General features: G+C 72.2%; 18 protein-coding genes. 9 read left to right on the top strand and 9 right to left on the bottom strand.

Going from position 1 to position 17,984, the window contains the following annotated elements; genetic code table 11:
- Positions 1–38: 38 nt before the first annotated feature.
- Positions 39–461, bottom strand: a complete 423-nt coding sequence (locus AS857_RS30215) for a MarR family winged helix-turn-helix transcriptional regulator (RefSeq protein ID WP_245700575.1) — start codon at positions 459–461, stop codon at positions 39–41.
- 141 nt (positions 462–602) lie between these two features.
- On the opposite strand from AS857_RS30215, the gene AS857_RS30220 reads away from it, so the two are divergent.
- Both AS857_RS30220 and AS857_RS30225 read left to right on the top strand, forming a co-directional pair.
- Positions 603–1,112 carry an allene oxide cyclase barrel-like domain-containing protein gene (locus AS857_RS30220; protein ID WP_058046342.1) on the top strand — a complete coding sequence of 170 codons (510 nt, stop codon included), beginning with the start codon at positions 603–605 and terminating at the stop codon, positions 1,110–1,112.
- A 95-nt stretch (positions 1,113–1,207) separates the two neighbouring features.
- Positions 1,208–1,825 carry an NAD(P)-dependent oxidoreductase gene (locus AS857_RS30225; RefSeq protein ID WP_058046343.1) on the top strand — a complete coding sequence of 206 codons (618 nt, stop codon included), beginning with the start codon at positions 1,208–1,210 and terminating at the stop codon, positions 1,823–1,825.
- Between the two features lie 1,126 nt (positions 1,826–2,951).
- Here AS857_RS30225 and AS857_RS30230 read toward each other — a convergent pair.
- The gene (locus AS857_RS30230) at positions 2,952–3,173 is read right to left on the bottom strand and encodes a DUF397 domain-containing protein (RefSeq protein WP_058046344.1); all 222 of its coding nucleotides are present in this window, start codon (positions 3,171–3,173) and stop codon (positions 2,952–2,954) included.
- Complete coding sequence (locus AS857_RS30235) at positions 3,170–3,997, bottom strand: helix-turn-helix domain-containing protein (RefSeq protein WP_058046345.1); 828 nt, start codon at positions 3,995–3,997, stop codon at positions 3,170–3,172. The genes AS857_RS30230 and AS857_RS30235 overlap by 4 nt, the downstream gene beginning before the upstream one ends.
- A 133-nt stretch (positions 3,998–4,130) precedes the next feature.
- On the opposite strand from AS857_RS30235, the gene AS857_RS30240 reads away from it, so the two are divergent.
- The 6 genes from AS857_RS30240 to AS857_RS30260 all read left to right on the top strand — a co-directional run bounded on the left by AS857_RS30240 (position 4,131) and on the right by AS857_RS30260 (position 10,608).
- Entirely contained in the window at positions 4,131–4,331 is a 201-nt protein-coding gene (locus AS857_RS30240; RefSeq protein WP_058046346.1) for a hypothetical protein, read from the top strand.
- Positions 4,256–4,573 carry a DUF6255 family natural product biosynthesis protein gene (locus AS857_RS42470; RefSeq protein ID WP_420823978.1) on the top strand — a complete coding sequence of 106 codons (318 nt, stop codon included), beginning with the start codon at positions 4,256–4,258 and terminating at the stop codon, positions 4,571–4,573. The genes AS857_RS30240 and AS857_RS42470 overlap by 76 nt, the downstream gene beginning before the upstream one ends.
- Positions 4,574–4,793: 220 nt before the next feature.
- A complete protein-coding gene (locus AS857_RS30245; RefSeq protein ID WP_058046347.1) occupies positions 4,794–5,792 on the top strand; it encodes an AraC family transcriptional regulator in 999 nt (332 codons plus the stop codon).
- A 228-nt stretch (positions 5,793–6,020) separates the two neighbouring features.
- Positions 6,021–6,848, top strand: a complete 828-nt coding sequence (locus tag AS857_RS30250; protein WP_079110726.1) for an ABC transporter ATP-binding protein — start codon at positions 6,021–6,023, stop codon at positions 6,846–6,848.
- 144 nt (positions 6,849–6,992) lie between these two features.
- Positions 6,993–9,524 carry an ABC transporter permease gene (locus tag AS857_RS30255; protein ID WP_058046349.1) on the top strand — a complete coding sequence of 844 codons (2,532 nt, stop codon included), beginning with the start codon at positions 6,993–6,995 and terminating at the stop codon, positions 9,522–9,524.
- Positions 9,525–9,672: 148 nt separating this feature from the next.
- The gene (locus tag AS857_RS30260) at positions 9,673–10,608 is read left to right on the top strand and encodes an NAD(P)-dependent oxidoreductase (RefSeq protein ID WP_079110727.1); all 936 of its coding nucleotides are present in this window, start codon (positions 9,673–9,675) and stop codon (positions 10,606–10,608) included.
- A 17-nt stretch (positions 10,609–10,625) separates the two neighbouring features.
- Here the strand turns inward: AS857_RS30260 and AS857_RS30265 are convergent, their stop codons facing one another.
- Together AS857_RS30265 and AS857_RS30270 are read right to left on the bottom strand one after the other, a co-directional pair.
- The gene (locus AS857_RS30265; RefSeq protein ID WP_058046351.1) at positions 10,626–11,462 is read right to left on the bottom strand and encodes a carbohydrate ABC transporter permease; all 837 of its coding nucleotides are present in this window, start codon (positions 11,460–11,462) and stop codon (positions 10,626–10,628) included.
- 66 nt (positions 11,463–11,528) lie between these two features.
- Positions 11,529–11,975, bottom strand: coding sequence for an RICIN domain-containing protein (locus tag AS857_RS30270; protein WP_058046352.1), 447 nt, complete (start codon positions 11,973–11,975; stop codon positions 11,529–11,531).
- A 141-nt stretch (positions 11,976–12,116) separates the two neighbouring features.
- Between AS857_RS30270 and AS857_RS30275 the strand changes: the two genes are divergently transcribed.
- On the top strand, positions 12,117–12,887 hold the full coding sequence (locus AS857_RS30275) for a hypothetical protein (protein ID WP_058046353.1): 771 nt from the start codon (positions 12,117–12,119) through the stop codon (positions 12,885–12,887).
- Positions 12,888–12,957: 70 nt separating this feature from the next.
- Here the strand turns inward: AS857_RS30275 and AS857_RS30280 are convergent, their stop codons facing one another.
- The 4 genes from AS857_RS30280 to AS857_RS30295 form a co-directional block, all read right to left on the bottom strand.
- On the bottom strand, positions 12,958–13,932 hold the full coding sequence (locus tag AS857_RS30280) for a carbohydrate ABC transporter permease (RefSeq protein ID WP_420823979.1): 975 nt from the start codon (positions 13,930–13,932) through the stop codon (positions 12,958–12,960).
- Positions 13,929–15,299 carry an extracellular solute-binding protein gene (locus AS857_RS30285; RefSeq protein WP_058046354.1) on the bottom strand — a complete coding sequence of 457 codons (1,371 nt, stop codon included), beginning with the start codon at positions 15,297–15,299 and terminating at the stop codon, positions 13,929–13,931. Before AS857_RS30285 ends, AS857_RS30280 begins: the two co-directional genes overlap by 4 nt.
- 200 nt (positions 15,300–15,499) lie before the next feature.
- Positions 15,500–16,201, bottom strand: a complete 702-nt coding sequence (locus AS857_RS30290; RefSeq protein WP_058046355.1) for a response regulator — start codon at positions 16,199–16,201, stop codon at positions 15,500–15,502.
- On the bottom strand, positions 16,198–17,922 hold the full coding sequence (locus tag AS857_RS30295) for a sensor histidine kinase (protein ID WP_079110729.1): 1,725 nt from the start codon (positions 17,920–17,922) through the stop codon (positions 16,198–16,200). The genes AS857_RS30290 and AS857_RS30295 overlap by 4 nt, the downstream gene beginning before the upstream one ends.
- Between the last annotated feature and the right edge of the window lie 62 nt (positions 17,923–17,984).

Raw genomic sequence — 17,984 nt, forward strand, 5'->3', positions numbered from 1 at the left:
GAGCGGGGGCGGGCCGGGCATCCGGTCCGCCCCCGCTGCTATCCCGCGTCCCGCAGCTTCCGCAGGATCCGCTCCAGGGCGCGCCGGTCCGCCGCCGATAGGCGGCCGCTGACGTGCGTGCGCAGGTGCGCGAGGTGCTGCTGCAGCGCGCGGTCCAGGGCCTGCTCGCCCGCCTCCGTCAGCACCGCGAGCGCGGCCCGCCGGTCGTCCGGGTCCGGCTCCCGGCGGATCAGCCCCGCCTCCTCCATCCGGTCCGCGAGCCGCGTGAAGCCGCCGGAGCTGAAGGCGACCGCGGTCGCCAGGTCGCTCATCCGCAGGGCGTGCCCGGGCGTGCGGCCCAGCCGCAGCAGCACCTCGAACCAGGTGTCCGGGACCCCGAGGTCCTCGTGGACCAGTGGCTTCAGGCGGCTGAACGCCTCCACGAACAGTCCGTACAGCGTCACGTCGTCGTCATGCAGCATGTGCTCCTCCACCTCACCAGGGTCCCAGACAATCGCCCCCACCTGCAGAACCTTCCCTTGCAGTATCTGCCGCAACAGACATATTGTCTGCTGCGGCAGATATTTCTGCCACCACGGATCGCAACAGGCTGGAGTACGTCCATGCGCAAGCGCACCCTTCCCGCCCTGGGCCTCACCGTCGCCGCGGCCGGTGTCGTCGGCGCCGCCCTCGCCATGAGCCCCGCCACGGCGGGTGCCGCCACCGCCTCCCCGGCCGGCCCGCGCTCGGTCACCATCGAGGCCGTCGAGAAGGGCACCTCGGTCAACTTCGTCGACGTCGCCCCGTCCGACTCCGCCCTCGGCGACCAGCTGATCGGCACCGGCGACCTCGTCGGCGCCGACGGCCGCAGGATCGGCACCAGCAGCTTCCAGGGCATCTCCACCGACGCCAAGCCGCGCACCGCCGAGATGCTGACCTTCGTCTACGACCTCGGCGACGGCAACAGGATCACCACGTCGGGCGCCGCCCGGCTGAACGCCCAGGGCCCGGTCTTCGACGAGCAGTTCGCCATCACCGGCGGCACCGGCAAGTACAAGAACGCCCGCGGCCAGGTGCGCGTCCTGCAGGAGACCGTGGAGCGGGCGAAGGTCACCTTCGACATCCAGCTCTGACCGCGTCCCGGCCGTGACGTGCGGGCCCTCGTGCCCACCCCGGCCGTGACCGCCACGCCCGCCCCGTCGCCCCCGCACTTCTGGGAGAACCCCGCATGAACACCCCCGTCAAGATCACCGTCCTCGGCGCCACCGGCATGGCCGGCAGCCGCATCGTCGACGAGGCGCTCACCCGCGGCCACGCCGTCACCGCCGTCGCCCGCCGCCACGACGAGCAGGCCCCGGCCCGCGACGGCCTGCAGCGCGTGACCGCCGACGTGACCGACCCCGTCCTGCCGCTCGAGGCCGCGGACGTCGTCGTCAGCGCGCTGCCCGCCCGCGTCGCCCTGCCGCTGCTGCCCGAGCTGACCGTCCGCGCGGCCGGCCGCCGCCTGCTCTTCGTCGGCGGCGCCGGCAGCCTGCGCCTGCCGTCCGGCGAGCGCGTCATCGACCAGCCCGGCTTCCGCGAGGAGTGGAAGCCCGAGGCGTCCGCGCACGTCGAGCTGCTGGACGCGCTGCGCGCCCTGCCGCAGGACGTCGACTGGACCTTCCTCAGCCCCTCCGCCCTCTTCCTGCCCGGCGAGCGCACGGGCACCTTCCGCCTCGGCGGCGACGACCTGCTGGCCGACGCCGACGGCACGTCGCGCATCTCCGCCGAGGACTACGCGGTCGCGCTGCTGGACGAACTCGAGACGCCGCGGCACCGCCGTCAGCGCTTCACCGTCGGCTACTGAGCACCGCCGCCCGGCGAGCGGGTGCGAGGCCCCGGAGGGGAGGCCTCGCCCCTCTCGTCACGTGCTGAAGCACGGCACCGTCCGGTGGGCGCACTTCGCCGAGCATCCAGCCCCGCGAGCGTATCGGCGGGGCAGTGGGGTGCGGGGGTGGGCTGGGTTCCGTGGTTCGTGTGCGGGTTAGAACAGGCTGGCAGCGGGGGGAGGGGTGGGGGGCTCGGGTCCGGCTGCTTGGCTGTGCGGCCGGTGGGAGGCTGGCCGCCGTACTCCTGCCGTCGCGGATGCGGGTGCGTGAGGAGACCGGTCTGTCCGGTTGTGGCTGAGGGGGAGCTGGCTGCTGCCGCGATGTGGCTGGGCCCGTCGTGGGCGCTTCGCTCGGCGCGCCGCCGTTGTGGTTGCTCGTCCGGCTGCGGGATGCATGTGGGTGCGGATTTCACCCAGTGTGGGCGTGGGGCGGCGGATAAGTGGCCCGGGATGGCGGCCGAGCACCTCAGCAGCCCCCTGAGTGTGCTCCTGTCACAGACGAGCCCACTCAGGGACGGCCTGCCGCCCGCTGCGGCGGATAAGCGGGCCGAGTTGCAGACTGCAGGCCACCTTCAGTCCCGCTGGGCCTCCCCTGTCACAGGAGCTTCCACCCAGGGGCGGTTAACTGCCCGCCGCGGCGGATAAGCGGGCCGAGCTGCAGGCTGCAGGTCACCTTCAGCCTCACCGGGCCTCTCCTGTCACAGGAACTCGCATCCAGGGGCAGCCTGCCGCCCGCGGCGGCGGATAGGTGGGCCCGGTCGTCAGTTGCAAGCCACCCGCAGCCTCACCACACGCCCTCTGTCACAGGAACCCCTACTCAGGGGCAGTCGCCCGCCCGGCCACGACGGTGGCGAGCTGAGCGAAGCGCCCATGACGGCAGGAACCACATCGCGGCAGCTGCCAGCTCCCCCTCAGCCACAGACGGGCAGACCGGTCTCCTCACGCAGCCGCATCCGCGACGGCAGGAGTACGGCGGCCAACCTCCCACCCACCGCACAGCCAACACACCGAACCCGAGCCCCCCACCTCTCCCCCCGCTGCCAGCCTGTTCTAACCCGCACACGAACCACGGAACCCAGCCCACCCCCGCACCCCGCCCTGAGGCTCAGGTTCGGAAATGGCCGTCGCACACCGCGGTCGCGAACAAGGACCACGCTTCCGGCGCAAAGGTCAGCGCCGGGCCGCCGGGTATCTTCGAGTCCCGTACAGGAACGATGCCGTGGGCGGCGGCGAGGGTGGGGGCCCATTCGACGCAGTTGCCGCCGTCACCGTTGCTGTAGCTGGACTTCAGCCACTCCGTTCGGGAGAGGTTGAGGGGAGCGCTCACGAGGGTGCCTCCGTTACGGCTCGGATGAAGGCCGCCGACTTGCTTGGCGACAAGGCATAGGCCCTCAGCAGATCGTAGGACCGGCGGCGAGCGCTGACAGTCTCCGGATCTTCGATCAGCGAGCCGGTGGCGATGCTCTCCACGTAGGCGACGTTCGTGTCGTCGTCCAGTGTCATCAGCGTCAGGGCGCCGCTCATCAGGGCATGTTCCCCATGTTCGAACGGCAGAACCTGAACAGTCGTCGTCGCGGTGTCCACGAGCTCGACCAGGCTGACCAATTGGGCCCGCATGACGGCCGGGCCCCCGACGGGACGTCGGATCACCGCCTCGTCCAAGATGATGGACAGATCAGGCGGCGCCTCCGCCGTCAGCAGCACCTGACGGCTCAGCCGGGCCGCCACCATCTCCTCGATCGCGTCCGGCGAAGCTTTCGGATTGCTGACGCGGAAGAGAGCCCGTGCGTAGCCCTCCGTCTGGACGAGGCCCGGCACGACGTGGGCGGCGTACTCGTCGATCACCCGAGCCTGGGCTTGCAGCTCCATGAATCTGCGGTACTTGTCCGGATGGACCTCATGCCGCGCGATCGCGTAGAGCCTCGCGAAGTGCTCGCCCGTGCCGAACACCTCGTCCAGCCGCGCAGGCAGGTCAGGCGGCGGCACGTGCTCGGCCGTCTCGATACGCGCCAGGTGGCTGCGGCTGTACCGGACGACCTCGGCGAGTTTCTCCAGCGTCATGCCCGCCGCCTCCCGCCGGTGTCTGAGGTCGGCGCCGAAGAGGTGGCGGGCGGACCGGTCCGGTGTCAGCTTCCGCGGTGTGCGCGCCATCCCGGTAACTCCTTTTCTCGGGTACCCGGTTGGGAATTGAAACTCTGGCCGAGCGTACGTACGGCCCGCGACGCTGGAACCGCAGACAACGAGCACCCCCCACCAAGGGGTGAATGTGACGGAGGCAAGTCGCGTGGGTGGACAGCAGCAGCTAGAGCACGGTTTCGCGCCGGAAGAGGGCACGGGCCGGCGGCCCCTTGACCTCTCGAAGTGGTGTCTGCGGTGCGCCGAGCTCCGCGTGCGTTTTCACGGGGCCGCATGCCTGGGCCGCACCGTGGAGGCCGAGGCGCTGAACGCCGAGTTCGTCCGGCATCAGCGGCTGGTGCACTCGTGACCCGGACGGCGGTCGGGCGTCTCGTGCTCCGCCGCTGCGCCCACCCCGTGGGATGGTCCCGCGCGCTCGGGTTCGAGCGGTGCGCCCTGTGCGGTGCCGAGCGCCATGCGGGCTACGCGGCGCTGAGGATGCCGATGCCCGACAGCGCCCCCGCACCGGCGTGGGGATGCCCCAGCCCCGGCGCTCCGGGGCAGCGGCCACCCGGGAGTGCGCACGCGAAGACCCCGCCGTCTGTCCGCTGACGGCGGGGCGCCCCCGCTTGCGGGACCGGCCCTGGATGTCCCCCGTGAACCCAGGGCCGCGACCCGCTTCCCCCCGACGGGGCCCTGTCCCGAAACAGCTGTGGGGACCGGCCGCGCCTTGACTGCGGACAAGGGGAACGGTACTAACGGGGCCATCCATCGGCTACTCGCCAAACGCGGCACCTGTCCCGGATACGCGGACACCCGAGGGAAGCCCCTGATGACTGAACCAGGCGTGGGGCCCGAGGCCCCCGGCAACATGCGCACGCTCGTCCTCAGTAATGATCTCGACGAGACCAGGGAGATCATCAGCTCTGCCTACAGTCCTTATCAACTCAGCGTGCTCGGCGACCCGAAGGACTTCTCCGCGTGGTACGCGGAGGGCGGCTTCCCGGGCATCACGGTGTCGGGCCTGCAGTACGGCGCCGAGACGCTCGTCGCGCCCCAGCCCCTCGACTCGTACCTGCTGGTCTGCCAGCTGGTACGCGGCCGGGTGCGGGTGTCGTCGCCGGGACGGGAGGAGCGGGTCGTCGGGCCCGGGCAGACGTACGTGCTCGACCCGTACCGCTCCTTCCAGGTGCACTGGGCGCCCGGTGCGCGGATGACGACCGTCCGGCTCGACCGGGAGATGGTGGAGCGGGCGGCGGCCGACGCGCTCGGCATCGACGGTTCCGTACGGGCCCGCTTCTCGCTCAACGGCACCACCTCGGCGGCGGCGGCCAGGAGCTGGGCGGGGATCTCGGCGGCCGTGCACCGGGAGGTGCTCGGCGAGGGCGTGGCCCGCAGCAGCCCGCTCGTGGCCGGGCACCTGACGCAGTCGACGGCCGCGATCCTCATGCAGACGCACGAGCTGATCACGCAGGGCGTGGACGCGCAGCGCCCGGGCGAGGTCGCGCACCCGGCCGTGCGGCGGGCGATGGCGCTGGCCGAGGAGCGCGCCGACCAGCCGCTCACGCTGGCCGATCTCGCGGCGGCGGCGCGGGTGAGCCCGCGCGCCCTGCAGGAGGCGTTCCGCCGGCACGTCGACTCCACGCCGCTGGGGTACCTGCGCGAGGTCCGGCTGGGCCGGGCCCACCAGGAGCTGGTGGCGGCGCGGGGCGACGGCGACGTCACCGTGGCCGAAGTGGCATACCGTTGGGGTTTCAACAACCTCGGCCGCTTCGCCGCGTACTACCAGCAGCGGTACGGGCGCCCGCCCTCCCGCACCCTGCGCGCGTAGCCGCGCCGCAGAGTCCGCCACGGGCCCCTGTGCGCCCCGATCCCCAGGGGCCCCGTGCGTCCTGAGGATGACGCCGTCCGTCTGGGGGACTACGCCCGGACCCTCCCGTCGACCTTTTGGGCGTACGGCTTTCCGGCCGTACGGCTGACGCCCCGCGCGGGCCGCGCCCCGAGAATTGGAGGAGTTGATTCCGGCCATGGTGTCCCCGGGAATTCCCGGCGCGGACCCATGACCGGACCCCCTTCCCCTATCTCCCGGAGGAGACCCGTGTCCCACGCGGCCGCCTTTCCCACGACCCCCGTCGGCACGGCCGGCACCGCCGTCGCCGCCCGAGCCACCGGTCTGAGCAAGGTCTACGGGCAGGGCGACACCCGCGTGACGGCGCTGGACTCCGTCTCCGTGGAGTTCCGCCGCGCCGAGTTCACCGCGATCATGGGTCCCTCGGGCTCCGGCAAGTCCACGCTGATGCACTGCATGGCGGGCCTCGACACGATCTCGTCCGGATCGACGCAGATCGGCGACGTGGAGCTCGGCTCGCTCGGCGACCGGCAGCTGACGCGGCTGCGCCGGGACCGGATCGGGTTCATCTTCCAGGCGTTCAACCTGCTGCCGACGCTGACCGCCCTGGAGAACATCACCCTCCCCATGGACATCGCGGGCCGCAAGCCCGACCAGGCGTGGCTGGACATGGTGGTCGGCACCGTCGGCCTGTCCGGGCGGCTCTCGCACCGGCCGAGCCAGCTCTCGGGCGGCCAGCAGCAGCGCGTGGCCGTGGCCCGCGCGCTCACCGCCAAGCCGGAGATCATCTTCGCGGACGAGCCCACCGGCAACCTCGACTCCCGCTCGGGCGCCGAACTGCTGGGCTTCCTGCGCGAGTCCGTGCAGGCACTGCAGCAGACGATCGTCATGGTCACCCACGACCCCGTGGCCGCCTCCTACGCCGACCGCGTCGTCTTCCTCGCCGACGGCCGGATCGTGGACGAGATGCGCGAGCCCACCGCCGACGCGGTCCTGGACCGCATGAAGGCGTTCGACGCCAAGGGCCGTACGAGCTGAGGGACGGCCCCGCCGCCTCCCGCACCCGACGGCCCCGCACGGGCCCCTCCGCACTGCACGCTTCTGCGCCGCTCCCCGCGCCGTCCGCCCGGCCTCCGCCGGGCACCCCGCCCGCGGGCGAGGGCTCCTCCCCCAGGACAGACCATGTTCCGTACCGCCCTGCGCAACCTCCTCGCGCACAAAGCCAGGCTGATGATGACCGCCCTCGCGGTCCTCCTCGGCACGGCCTTCGTCTCCGGCACCCTGATATTCAGCGACTCCGTCGGTGCCGCCTTCCGCAACAAGATGACCAAGAGCCTCGACGACGTCGCGGTCTCCGTCACCACCGGCCACTCCAACATCGCCATGAAGGGCGTCCAGGCGCTCGACGACCGCACCGTCGCCACCGTCCGGGCCCTGCCGGGCGTGGCGTCCGTACGCCCGTCCGTCAGCGGCGTCGCCATGGTCGCCGACCGGCAGAACAACCCCGCCGGCAGCGAGTGGGGCAGCTCCGGCGCCAACTACGTCCCGGGCAAGGACGGCAAGGACAGCCGCTACCCGATCGTCAAGGGCCGCGGGCCCGCCGCCGAGGGCGAGATCGTCCTCGACGCGAAGACCGCCGCCAAGACGGGTACGAAGATCGGCGGCACCGTCCGGCTGGCCATCGACGGCCCGGTGATGACCAAGAAGCTCGTCGGCATCGCCGAGACCGACGACCCGCGGGTGAGCGCCGGCGGCAGCCTCGCCCTGTTCGACACCGCGACCGCGCAGAAGCTCTTCGGCAAGCCCGGCGAGTTCAGCGAGCTCGTCGTCTCCGCGAAGCCCGGCACCGACCAGCAGAAGCTGACCGCCGAGGTCCGCAAGGTGCTGCCGGACGCCTTCAACGCGCAGAGCGGGAAGCAGCTGGCCGCCGAGCAGTCGAAGGCGATCGACAAGGAGACCAGCTCGATCCGCAACACCTTCCTGGCGTTCGCGGGCATCGCCCTCTTCGTCGGCATTTTCATCATTGCCAACACCTTCACCATGCTCATCGCCCAGCGCAGCCGGGAGATCGCACTGCTGCGCGCGGTGGGCGCCTCGCGCCGCCAGGTGGTGCGCTCGGTGCTGATCGAGGCGGGGCTGCTGGGCCTGGTCGCCTCCGCCGCGGGCTTCGTCCTCGGCCTGGGCGTCGCCACCGGTCTGCGCTCGGTGCTGAACTCGGCCGGCGCGAGCCTGCCGGACGGCCCGCTGGTCATCGAGCCGGCCTCCGTACTGCTCGCCCTCGGCATCGGCGTCGTGGTGACCGTGCTCGCCGCCTGGCTGCCCTCCCGCAAGGCCGCGAAGATCGCCCCCGTCGAGGCGCTGTCCACCGCGGAGCAGCCGCCGGCCGTCAAGAGCCTCGTCGTCCGCAACGGCATCGGCGCCGTGCTCACCGGCCTGGGCGTCGCGATCATGCTGTACGTCACCACCCTCAAGGACAGCGACGGCCTGCAGATCGCGATGGCGGGCGCGGCCCTGACCATGGCGGGCGTCATCGTGCTGGCCCCGCTGCTCTCCCGCCCGATCGTGCACCTCTTCGCCCGGGCCACGGGCCGGTTCACCGGCATCAGCGGCAAGCTCGCCAAGGAGAACGCGCTGCGCAACCCGCGCCGCACCGCCGCCACCGCCTCGGCGCTGATGATCGGCCTCTCCCTGATCACCGGCCTGACCGTGGTCGCGGTCTCGTCCAACCAGGGCATGGCGAAGATGGGGCAGCAGGACCTGACGGCCGACTACAAGGTCACCTCGGCCAACTTCGGCGGCCTGTCCACGGACATCGCCAAGACCCTCGCCAAGGAGCCCGGCGTGGCCGCCGCGGTCCCGATGCGCTCGGTCGGCTTCCAGTCGGACGACGATCCGGCACTGGTCCACGCCACGGACCCGTCGGCGATCGGCAAGGTGTCCTACGGGCGCTTCATCAGCGGCTCGGCCACCGACATCCGCGACGGCACGGTCGCCGTCTCCGACGAGTACGCGAAGAAGCGCGGCCTGAAGGTCGGGTCCGCCCTGCCGATGACCTTCTACGACGGCAAGAAGGCCGCCCCGAAGGTCGCCGCGATCTACGCCAAGAACGACGTCTACTCCTCCGTCCTGGCCACCTTCTCCCTCGTGGACCCGCACCTGGACAAGGTGCGCGACGACGAGGTGCTCGTGAAGGCGGCCCGGGGCGAGGCGGCCGAGCTCCGCGCCAAGATCAAGGAGACCCTGGGCGGCAACCCGCTCATCAAGGTGCAGTCGCCGGAGGACCTGCGCCGCGCCGAGGCGGGGGACATCGACGACATCCTCTACCTGATGTACGGGCTGCTGGGCATGGCGGTCGTCATCGCGGTCGTCGGCGTCGTCAACACCCTCGCCATGTCGGTCTTCGAGCGGACCCGGGAGATCGGGATGCTGCGCGCGATCGGCCTGGCCCGGCGCGAGGTCAAGCAGATGGTCCGGCTGGAGTCCGTGATGATCGCGATGTTCGGCGCGGTGCTGGGCGTCGGGGTCGGCATCTTCCTCGCCTGGTCCGGCGGCCACCTGGTCCGCTCGTCCTTCCCGCAGTACGAGATGGTCGTGCCGTGGGCGCGGATCGCGGTGTTCCTGCTCATCGCGCTCGCCGTGGGCGTACTGGCCGCGGTCTGGCCGGCCCGCAGGGCGGCGAAGCTGAACATGCTGGAGTCGATCGGGGCGCAGTAGCCTCCGGAGGCCACCACCGCCCCGCCCCACTCACCTCCAGGTAAGTGCCCACCTTTTTGTGCGTACTTGGCGTGGCGCGCCCCATCGGGAAATCTGATGGAGGCGCGCCACAGCCGTTTCCGCACCGCACACCTGGAGCTCTCCGCACATGAGCAACACCTCTGCCCCTGCCTCTGCCCCTGCCACTGCGCCTGCCCTTGCCTCCGCCCCCGCTTCCGCCACCCCCGTCACCGTTCTCGGTCTGGGCGCCATGGGACAGGCCCTGGCCACCGCCTTCCTCACGGCGGGTCACCCCGTCACCGTCTGGAACCGAACCCCGGACAAGGCCGACCCGCTCCTGGCCCTGGGCGCCGTCCGGGCCGGCGACGTCACGGCCGCGGTCACCGCGAGCCCGCTGGTGATCGCCTGCATCCTGGACTACGCCTCGGTGTACGAGACGCTGGCCCCGGCCACCGGGGCGCTCGCGGGCCGCACCCTGGTCAACCTCACCACCGGCACCCCCGCCGAGGCCCGCGAGGCGGCGGAGTGGGCCGCCTCGCACGCGTTCGCGTACCTCGACGGCGGGATCATGGCCGTGCCGCCGGGCATCGGCACGGAGCAGGCGTTCGTCCTCTACAGCGGCGAGCGGGAGGTCTTCGACGCCCACCGCGGGGCGCTGGAGCGCCTGGGCGCCGCGCACTTCGCGGGCGCCGACCCGGGCCTGGCCGCCCTGCTGGACATCGCCCTGCTCAGCGGGATGTACGGGCTGTTCTCGGGCGTCTTCCACGCCCTGGCGCTGGCGGATTCGGCGAACGTGCCGGCGGACGAGTTCGTACCGCTGCTGAGCTCGTGGATCGGCGGCATGGCGACGGCCGTTCCGCACATGGCGCACCAGGTCGAGACGGGCGACTACGCCGACGGCGTCGTGTCGAACATCGGCATGCAGGCCGCGGCCTTCGGCAATCTGCTGCGGGCGTCCGAGGAGCAGGGCGTCCGGCCCGACCTGTTCACGGCCCTCCACTCCCTGATGCAGGAGCGCGTGGCCGGCGGGCACGGCGCGGAGGACCTGACGGGCGTCGTGGAGCTGCTCAGGAACCGTGCCTGACGCAGGACGGATGCGGGTCAGCCCTTGACGGCGCCGCCGAGGGCGAAGCCGCCGCCGAGGCGGCGCGAGATCAGGGCGTAGAGCAGGATCACCGGCGTCGAATACAGGATCGAGAACGCCGCCAGCTGCCCGTACGCGACCTGCCCGAAGTTCCCGAAGAAGGTGAAGATGCTGACGGACGCCGGGAGTTGGCCGGGGGAGAGCAGCAGCATGAAGGGCACGAAGAAGTTGCCCCACATCATGATGAAGCTGTAGATCGTCACGACGCCCACGCCCGGGCCCATCAGCGGCAGGACCACCCGCACCAGCGCCTGCAGCCGGCTCGCCCCGTCCGTCCAGGCCGCCTCCTCCAGGACGGCCGGCACGCCGTCCATGAAGTTCTTCATCAGCCAGATGGCGAAGGGCAGTTGGGCGGTGGTCATGAAGAGGGCCGTGCCGGTGAGCGTGTCGATCAGGTCGACCCGTACGAAGAGGCCGTAGACCGGGACCATGATCGCTGTGATCGGCAGACAGGTCGTGAAGAGCACGCCCAGCAGGTACGGGCGGGTCAGCCGGGAGCGGTAGCGGGAGAGCGGGTAGGCGGCGAGGGTCGCGCACACGACTGTCACGGCGGTCGCGCCCCCGCACAGCAGCAGGCTGTTGAGCACGGGCGTGAAGGTGATCTCGTCCGTGAGGACGGCGGAGAAGTTCTCCGCGGTCGGATGGTCCGGAGCCCGTACGGTCAGCCCCGCCTCGGCGTCGACGGAGGCGAGCAACAGCCAGACGAGCGGCACGGAGAACGCCGCGACCACGACGAGCAGCGCCGCGTCGGCGGCCAGGCGCTGACGGGTGCGCCGGGCGGGGAGCGGGCGCATGGCACCTCCGGGCGGGGCGGGGGAGTGCGGGCCTCTCAGGTCCTGAATTCCCTGCGGCCCCGCCGCCTAGGCATCCGGCGCCGGCTCCAGCTGCCACCACTGGCCCGGGCTGTCCGTGTCCTCGCCCTGCTGGACGTTGGCGCCGTGCTCCGTGGACGCGTCGGCGACCTCCAGGAGCAGGCCGCTGATGTGGGCGACGAGGGTGACGGTGCCGGGGGCGTCGAGGTGCTGTTCGATGAGCCACTCCTGGGCGCCGTAGTTGTTGGCCTTCCACTGCTGGACGTTGGCGCCGTTCTCCACGCTCGCGTTCGCGACGTCGAGCCGCTTGCCGCTGGCGGCGTTCACGAAGTGGTGCAGGCCGCTGCCCTCGTGGACGGGGCTCACGTGCCACAGCTGCGCGGCGCTGCCGTCCTCCCGGCCCTGCCGGACGTTGGCGCCGCTGCCCTTGCGGCCGCCCTCGACCTCCAGCAGCAGACCGCTGCCGGTGTTGCGTACGCGGAACGTGCCTTCCATGACTCCAGCCGTTGTCGATCAAGTGTTCGAGATCTGATCGTAATGCGTGCCGGGCGTCCGGCGGCGGGAAAGATATTGAACTTTTTACCTGCGCATGACTATATGTGGGGTCGCTTCCGATCCAGTTCAGGGGAACCATTCATGCGCCGCTCCACCGTCCGCCGTACTGCTCTCGCCGCCTCCGCCATGTCGCTGGCCCTGCTCGTGAGCGCCTGCGGTTCGGACAAGTCCGAGGGGAAGAAGGACGAGCCCAAGGGCAAGGCGTCCGCCAGCGCCCCCGCCGCAGGCAAGGCCGCCTCGGCGGAGGAGCTGGGCAAGCTCGTCCTGGCCGAGAGCGACGTCCCGGGCCACAAGGTCACCGAGGCCACCGCGGCCGACCTCGCCACGGCCAAGAGCGTCACCAGCGACAAGGCCGAGTGCAAGCCGCTGGTCGACGCGATGAGCCTGCGTTCCGGCGGTGCGCCCGCCGCGCTCGTCATCCGCAAGGTCATCGCGATGCCGAAGTCCCCCGCCCCGGACGCCGCCCCCGAGGACAAGATGAAGGCCGGCCTCAGCGCCCTGGGCGGCACGATCACGTCCGACACGCTGGGCGCGTACGGCGACGCCAAGGCGGCCGGTGACGTCATCGCGGCGCTGAAGAAGTCCGGTGCGGACTGCGCCGGCGGCTTCAACCTCGTCGCCGGTGCCGACAAGACGAAGTTCACGAAGGTCGCGCCCGCCGACTTCGCCGCGGGTGGCGACGAGGCGGTCTCCTTCACGCTCAACCTGGACGCGGAGGGCACGACCGGTACGACCCACCTGATCGCGGTCCGCAAGGGCAACACGGTCGCCACCTTCTACGCCCTGAGCCTCGCCGGCCAGGCCGAGCAGCCGAAGGCGGTCGTCGAGGCCCAGGTGAAGAAGCTCGGCTGAGCCGGGTCCCGATGACGGAGATGCGGGAGGGGGCGGAGACCCCGGAGGGCACACGGAGCCCTTCGTGGCTTCAGATCTCCTCCCGCATCAGCCGTAGGTACACCACCGAGAACAGCGCCCCCACCAGCAGCAGGAGCAGCGCCACCGCCGTCCCGTAGCCGATCAGCGACTTCAGGAACGCCTGGTCGTACATGAAGACCGGGAGCGTCTGACTCCTGTTGCCCGGGCCGCCGCGCGTCATGGCCCAGATCAGGCCGAAGACGGACAGCGTCTGGAGGGTGTTGAGCATGAGGTTGGTGGCGATGGAGCGGCGGATCATCGGCAGCGTGACGTGCCACAGGCGCCGCGGGCCACTCGCGCCGTCGACCTCCGCCGCCTCGGTGATCTCCTGCGGGATCTCCGCGAGCGCCGCGGAGTAGACCAGCATGGAGAAGGCCGTGCCGCGCCACACGTTGGCGAAGGAGACGGCCAGGATCGGCAGGGTGAACAGCCAGTTCTGCGGGGGCAGGTGGAGCTGCTCCAGGACGGCGTTGAGCGTGCCCCGCCGGTTGAAGAACGTGTAGAGCAGGAAGCCGGCCACGATCTCCGGCAGCACCCACGCGGCGATCACGACCGCGCCCGTGAGCGTCCGTACGGGACGGGAGGCGCGCCGCATGAGGCCCGCGAGGGCGAGGCCCAGGCTGTTCTGGCCGACGATCGAGGACAGCACGGTGAAGACGAGCGTCAGCACCACCGCGTGGCGGAAGCCCTCGTCGGCGAAGGCCCGGCGGAAGTTGGCGAAGCCGACGAACGAGGCGGAGGCCTGACCGGTCAGCTGCGTGTCGGTGAAGGCGATGGCCACGCAGTAGGCGACGGGCCCGGCGAGGAAGAGCAGCAGGAGGACGCTGGCGGGGGCGATCGGAAGCCAGCGCAGCGCCCGCCGTGCCCGCGGCCTGCCTTCGTCCCGGCGTCGCGCCCCGTTCCGGCCCCGCGCCCCGCCCCGGCCCCGCGCGGCGGGCACCTTGGTCGCATCCCCCGCCGCAGGCGTCCCGGCCGTCCCGCTCACCGCGCCCGTTCCCGCGCCGTCACTCCCGCCGCACCGGCGATCGACTTCAGCTCCTCGTCGTAGCGCCCGGCGGCCCGCTGCACGGAGGCGTCGCCCGTCGTCACCGCTTCCATCGCGTCCCGGATGGCGCTGGAGACCTGCGGGTAGACCGGCAGCGCGGGCCTGTAGTGGGTGAACTTCACCAGTGCCGTGAAGAAGTCGACTCCGGGCATCGACGTCAAGTACTTGCGGGAGGCCGCCACGTCGTCCCGTACGGCGATCTGCGCGTCGCGCACCGTCCACTCGGTGGCGTTGTCCGTCGTCTGCAGGGTCTCGATCACCTGCCAGGCCAGGTCCGCCTTGCCGGACTTGGCGCTGACCGACCACGTCCAGCCGCCCGACAGGCTGACCGCCCCGGGCGCCGCCCCGTTCTGCGTGGGGAAGGGCGCCCGGCCCATCACCGAGGTCCACTCGGGCCAGGGCCTGGAGCCGCCGGGCTGCCAGTACTTGCCGAGCCAGGAGCCGTCGAGGGCGATCGCGAGCTTGCCGGAGGGCAGCCATTCGGTGGCGACGCGGTTGTCGACGTTGGGGTCGAGCGCGTCGGCGGGGTCCGGGCCGAGCTTGTCGGCGAAGACGGTCCGCACGAACTCCAGCGCATCACGGAACCCGCGGCTCCCGGAGACCCACTTGCGCACCGCCGGGTCGTACAGCGGGTCCTTGCCCGTCCCGTACAGGAGCATCTCGAAGCCCTGCATGGTGGCGGCCTCGCCCGGCGCCTTGCCCGTGTACACGTTGAGCGGAGTGACCCCGGGGACCTTCTCCTTGACCCTGCGGGCCGCGTCCAGCACGTCCTTCCAGGTGCGCGGGTGCCAGTCGGCGGGCAGCCCCGCCCGCGCGAAGACCTCCTTGTTGAACCACAGGCCGCGGGTCTCGGTGCCGTCCGGCACCCCGTACGTCTTCCCGTCCTCGCCCTTCACCGCCGCCTTCGCGGCCGGGGCGAACCGGCTCCAGTCCTTCCAGCCGGCCAGCTTGTCGTCCAGCGGGCGCAGGTAGCCCGCCTTGATGTCGGAGTTGATGAGGAAGGTGTCCTCGCGGACGATGTCCGGCGCGGTCTTCGGCGACCGCATCATCTGCTGCAGCTTGGCGTAGTAGTCGGCCTGGGAGGCCTGTACGGGCACCAGCTGGAGCTTCTTGCCGTCGTGCGCGCGCTCGAACTGTCTCTTGATCCCGGCCAGGTAGTCGTCCATGATCCGGGTCTTGTTGTCGGTGGTGCGCTGGTAGGCGATCTTCACGGTGTCCGGATCGCCGCCGGAACCCCCGCCGCACGCGGTGAGGGAGGCCGCGGCGAGGGCCGCGACGGAGAGCAGCACGGGAGCGGTGGGGCGCACGGGCGACCTCCTGGGGGCAGGCCTCGGCGCCCGGGACGGGGCCTCGGCGGGCTGCGCCTTCCTGAGTTCGTACGTTCCCGCTCGGTGCCGCCTGCACGCGTCGTGGTGGCGTCTGCTCGTGTCACCCCGGGCCGGGGCCGGGGCCGGGGACGGGGACGAGGACGGGGACGAGGACGGGGACGGGGACGGGGACGGCCGGGTCAGGGCCGGCTCTGCCAGTGGTAGCGCAGTTCGGGGCGGCCGATCTGGCCGTAGCGGGGCGTACGGGCCGCCCGGCCCGCCGCCACGAGGTGTTCGAGGTAACGGCGTGCGGTGATCCGGGAGATGCCCACGGCCGTCGCCGCCGTCCCCGAGGACAGGCCGGCGTCCCCCGCGGACCGCAGCGCGTCGGTGATCGACCGGAGGGTGGCGGGGCTCAGCCCCTTGGGCAGCGCGGCGGGCTGGGGGGCGCGCAGTGCGGCGAACGCGCGGTCCACCTCCTCCTGCCCGCTGGCCTCGCCCGCGACCGAACGGAACTCGGCGTAGCGCGCGAGCCGGTCCCGGAGGGTGGCGAAGGTGAACGGCTTCAGGACGTACTGCACGACGCCGAGGGAGACCCCTTCGCGGACGACCGTCAGATCGCGCGCCGACGTGACGGCGATGACGTCGGCGGTATGCCCGGCGGTGCGCAGCGAACGCAGCAGCTGAAGGCCGTGCCCGTCGGGGAGGAAGAGGTCGAGCAGCAGCAGGTCGACGGGCGTCCGCTTGAGGAAGTGCGAGGCGTCGCCCAGGGAGTGCGCGATCCCGGCCACCGTGAAGCCGGGCACGCGGCCCACGTAGAGGGCGTGGGCGTCGGCGGCCACGGGGTCGTCCTCGACGACGAGGACACGGATGGGCCGGGGGGCGGCGGCGGGTCTGCTCATGAGGGCACTCCGGTCCGTGGGGCGGGCGTTGCGGGCACTGCGGGCGTCGGGGGCGACGAGGGCGTGGCGGGCGCCGCGGACGTCTCCGCGGGGCGGGCGGCGTGCAGGGGGAGCCGGACGGTGAACTCCGCGCCGCCGCCCGGTGCGCCGGTGACGGAGACCGTACCCCCGTTGCGGCGCACGGCCTGCCGGACGAGCGCGAGGCCGAGGCCGCGGCCGTGCGGCGCGCTGCCGGGCGACTTGGTCGACCAGCCGCGCCGGAACACCTCCTCCATCGCCTCGGGCGCCACTCCCGCCCCGGTGTCCCCGACGCGCAGCAGCAGGTCGCCGGCGTCGGCGCGCAGGGTGACGGTGACCTGCGCGTGCCGGACCTCCGCCACGCTGCGGTTGGCCTCCTCGGCGGCGGCGTCCACCGCGTTGTCGACCAGATTGCCCAGGACGGTGACGAGGTCGCGGGCCGGCAGGTGGTCCGGCAGCAGGCCGTCGTCGACGTGCGTGTCGGGGGCGAGGACGAGCTCCACGCCGCGCTCGTTGGCCTGCGCGGCCTTGCCGAGCAGCAGGGCCGCGAGGACGGGCTCCGCGACGGCGCCGACCACCTCGTCGGTGAGGGCCTGGGCGAGCTCCAGCTCCGCGGTGACGAACTCGACGGCCTCGTCCGCGCGCCCCAGCTCGATCAGCGAGACCACCGCGTGCAGCCGGTTCGCCGCCTCGTGCGCCTGGGAGCGCAGGGCCTCCGCGAAGCCGCGCACGGAGTCCAGCTCGCCGGAGAGCGCCTGGAGTTCGGTGTGGTCGCGCAGGGTCACCACGGTGCCGTGGCGCTCGCCCCCGGAGACCGGCGAGGTGTTGAGGACGACGATGCGGTCGGCGGTCGCGTGGACCTCGTCGACGCGCGGCTCGGCCGCCAGCAGGGCGTCCGTGAGGGCGGGCGGCAGGCCGAGGGCGTCGACCCGGCGGCCGATCACCTCCCCGGTGAGGCCGAGGAGTTCACGCCCGCCGTCGTTGATGAGGGCGATGCGGTGCTGCCCGTCGAGCATCAGCAGCCCCTCGCGCACCGCGTGGAGCGTGGCCTCGTGGTAGTCGTGCATCCGGCTCAGCTCGGTGGCGTTCATGCCGTGGGTGTGACGGCGCAGCCGGGCGTTGAGCAGGTACGTCCCCGCGCCGCCCAGGGCCAGCGCGCCGAGGGCCACGCCGAGCAGGGCCAGCAGCTGGCGCCGTATCTCGGCGCTGATCGCGTCGACGGTGATGCCCGCGCTCACGAGCCCGGTGACCCGGTCGCCGTCCATGACGGGCACGACCACGCGGACCGACGGCCCGAGCGTGCCCGTGTACGTCTCCGAGAAGGTCCTGCCCTGCAGGGCCGGACCGGTGTGGCCCAGGAAGCGCTCGCCGATGCGCTCCGGGTCCGGGTGGGTCCAGCGGATGCCGTCCGGGCTCATGATCGTCACGAAGTCGACGCCGGTGTCGGTGCGCACGCGGTCGGCGTACGCCTGGAGAACGAAGGGCGGGTCGGCCGAGCGCACCGCGTCCCGCACCGACGCGGAGGCGGCCACGGCGACCGCCGCCGCCGTCACCTCGCGGCGCGCCGCCTCCTCGGCCTGGCCGCGGTCCGCGACGTACGCGAAGGCCGCGCAGCCGGCCACCACGAAGGCGACCAGCACGATCTGCATCGCGAAGAGCTGGCCGGCCAGGCTGCGGGGGCGGCGGATGCGGGGTCTGCGCATGGCGGACAGTGTGCACCGGCCCGCGCCCGTGAACGTAATGCACATAAGGGTGACCACGGTCA

The sequence above is a fragment of the Streptomyces roseifaciens genome (genome assembly GCF_001445655.1).
Classification (GTDB): Bacteria; Actinomycetota; Actinomycetes; order Streptomycetales; family Streptomycetaceae; genus Streptomyces; species Streptomyces aureoversilis.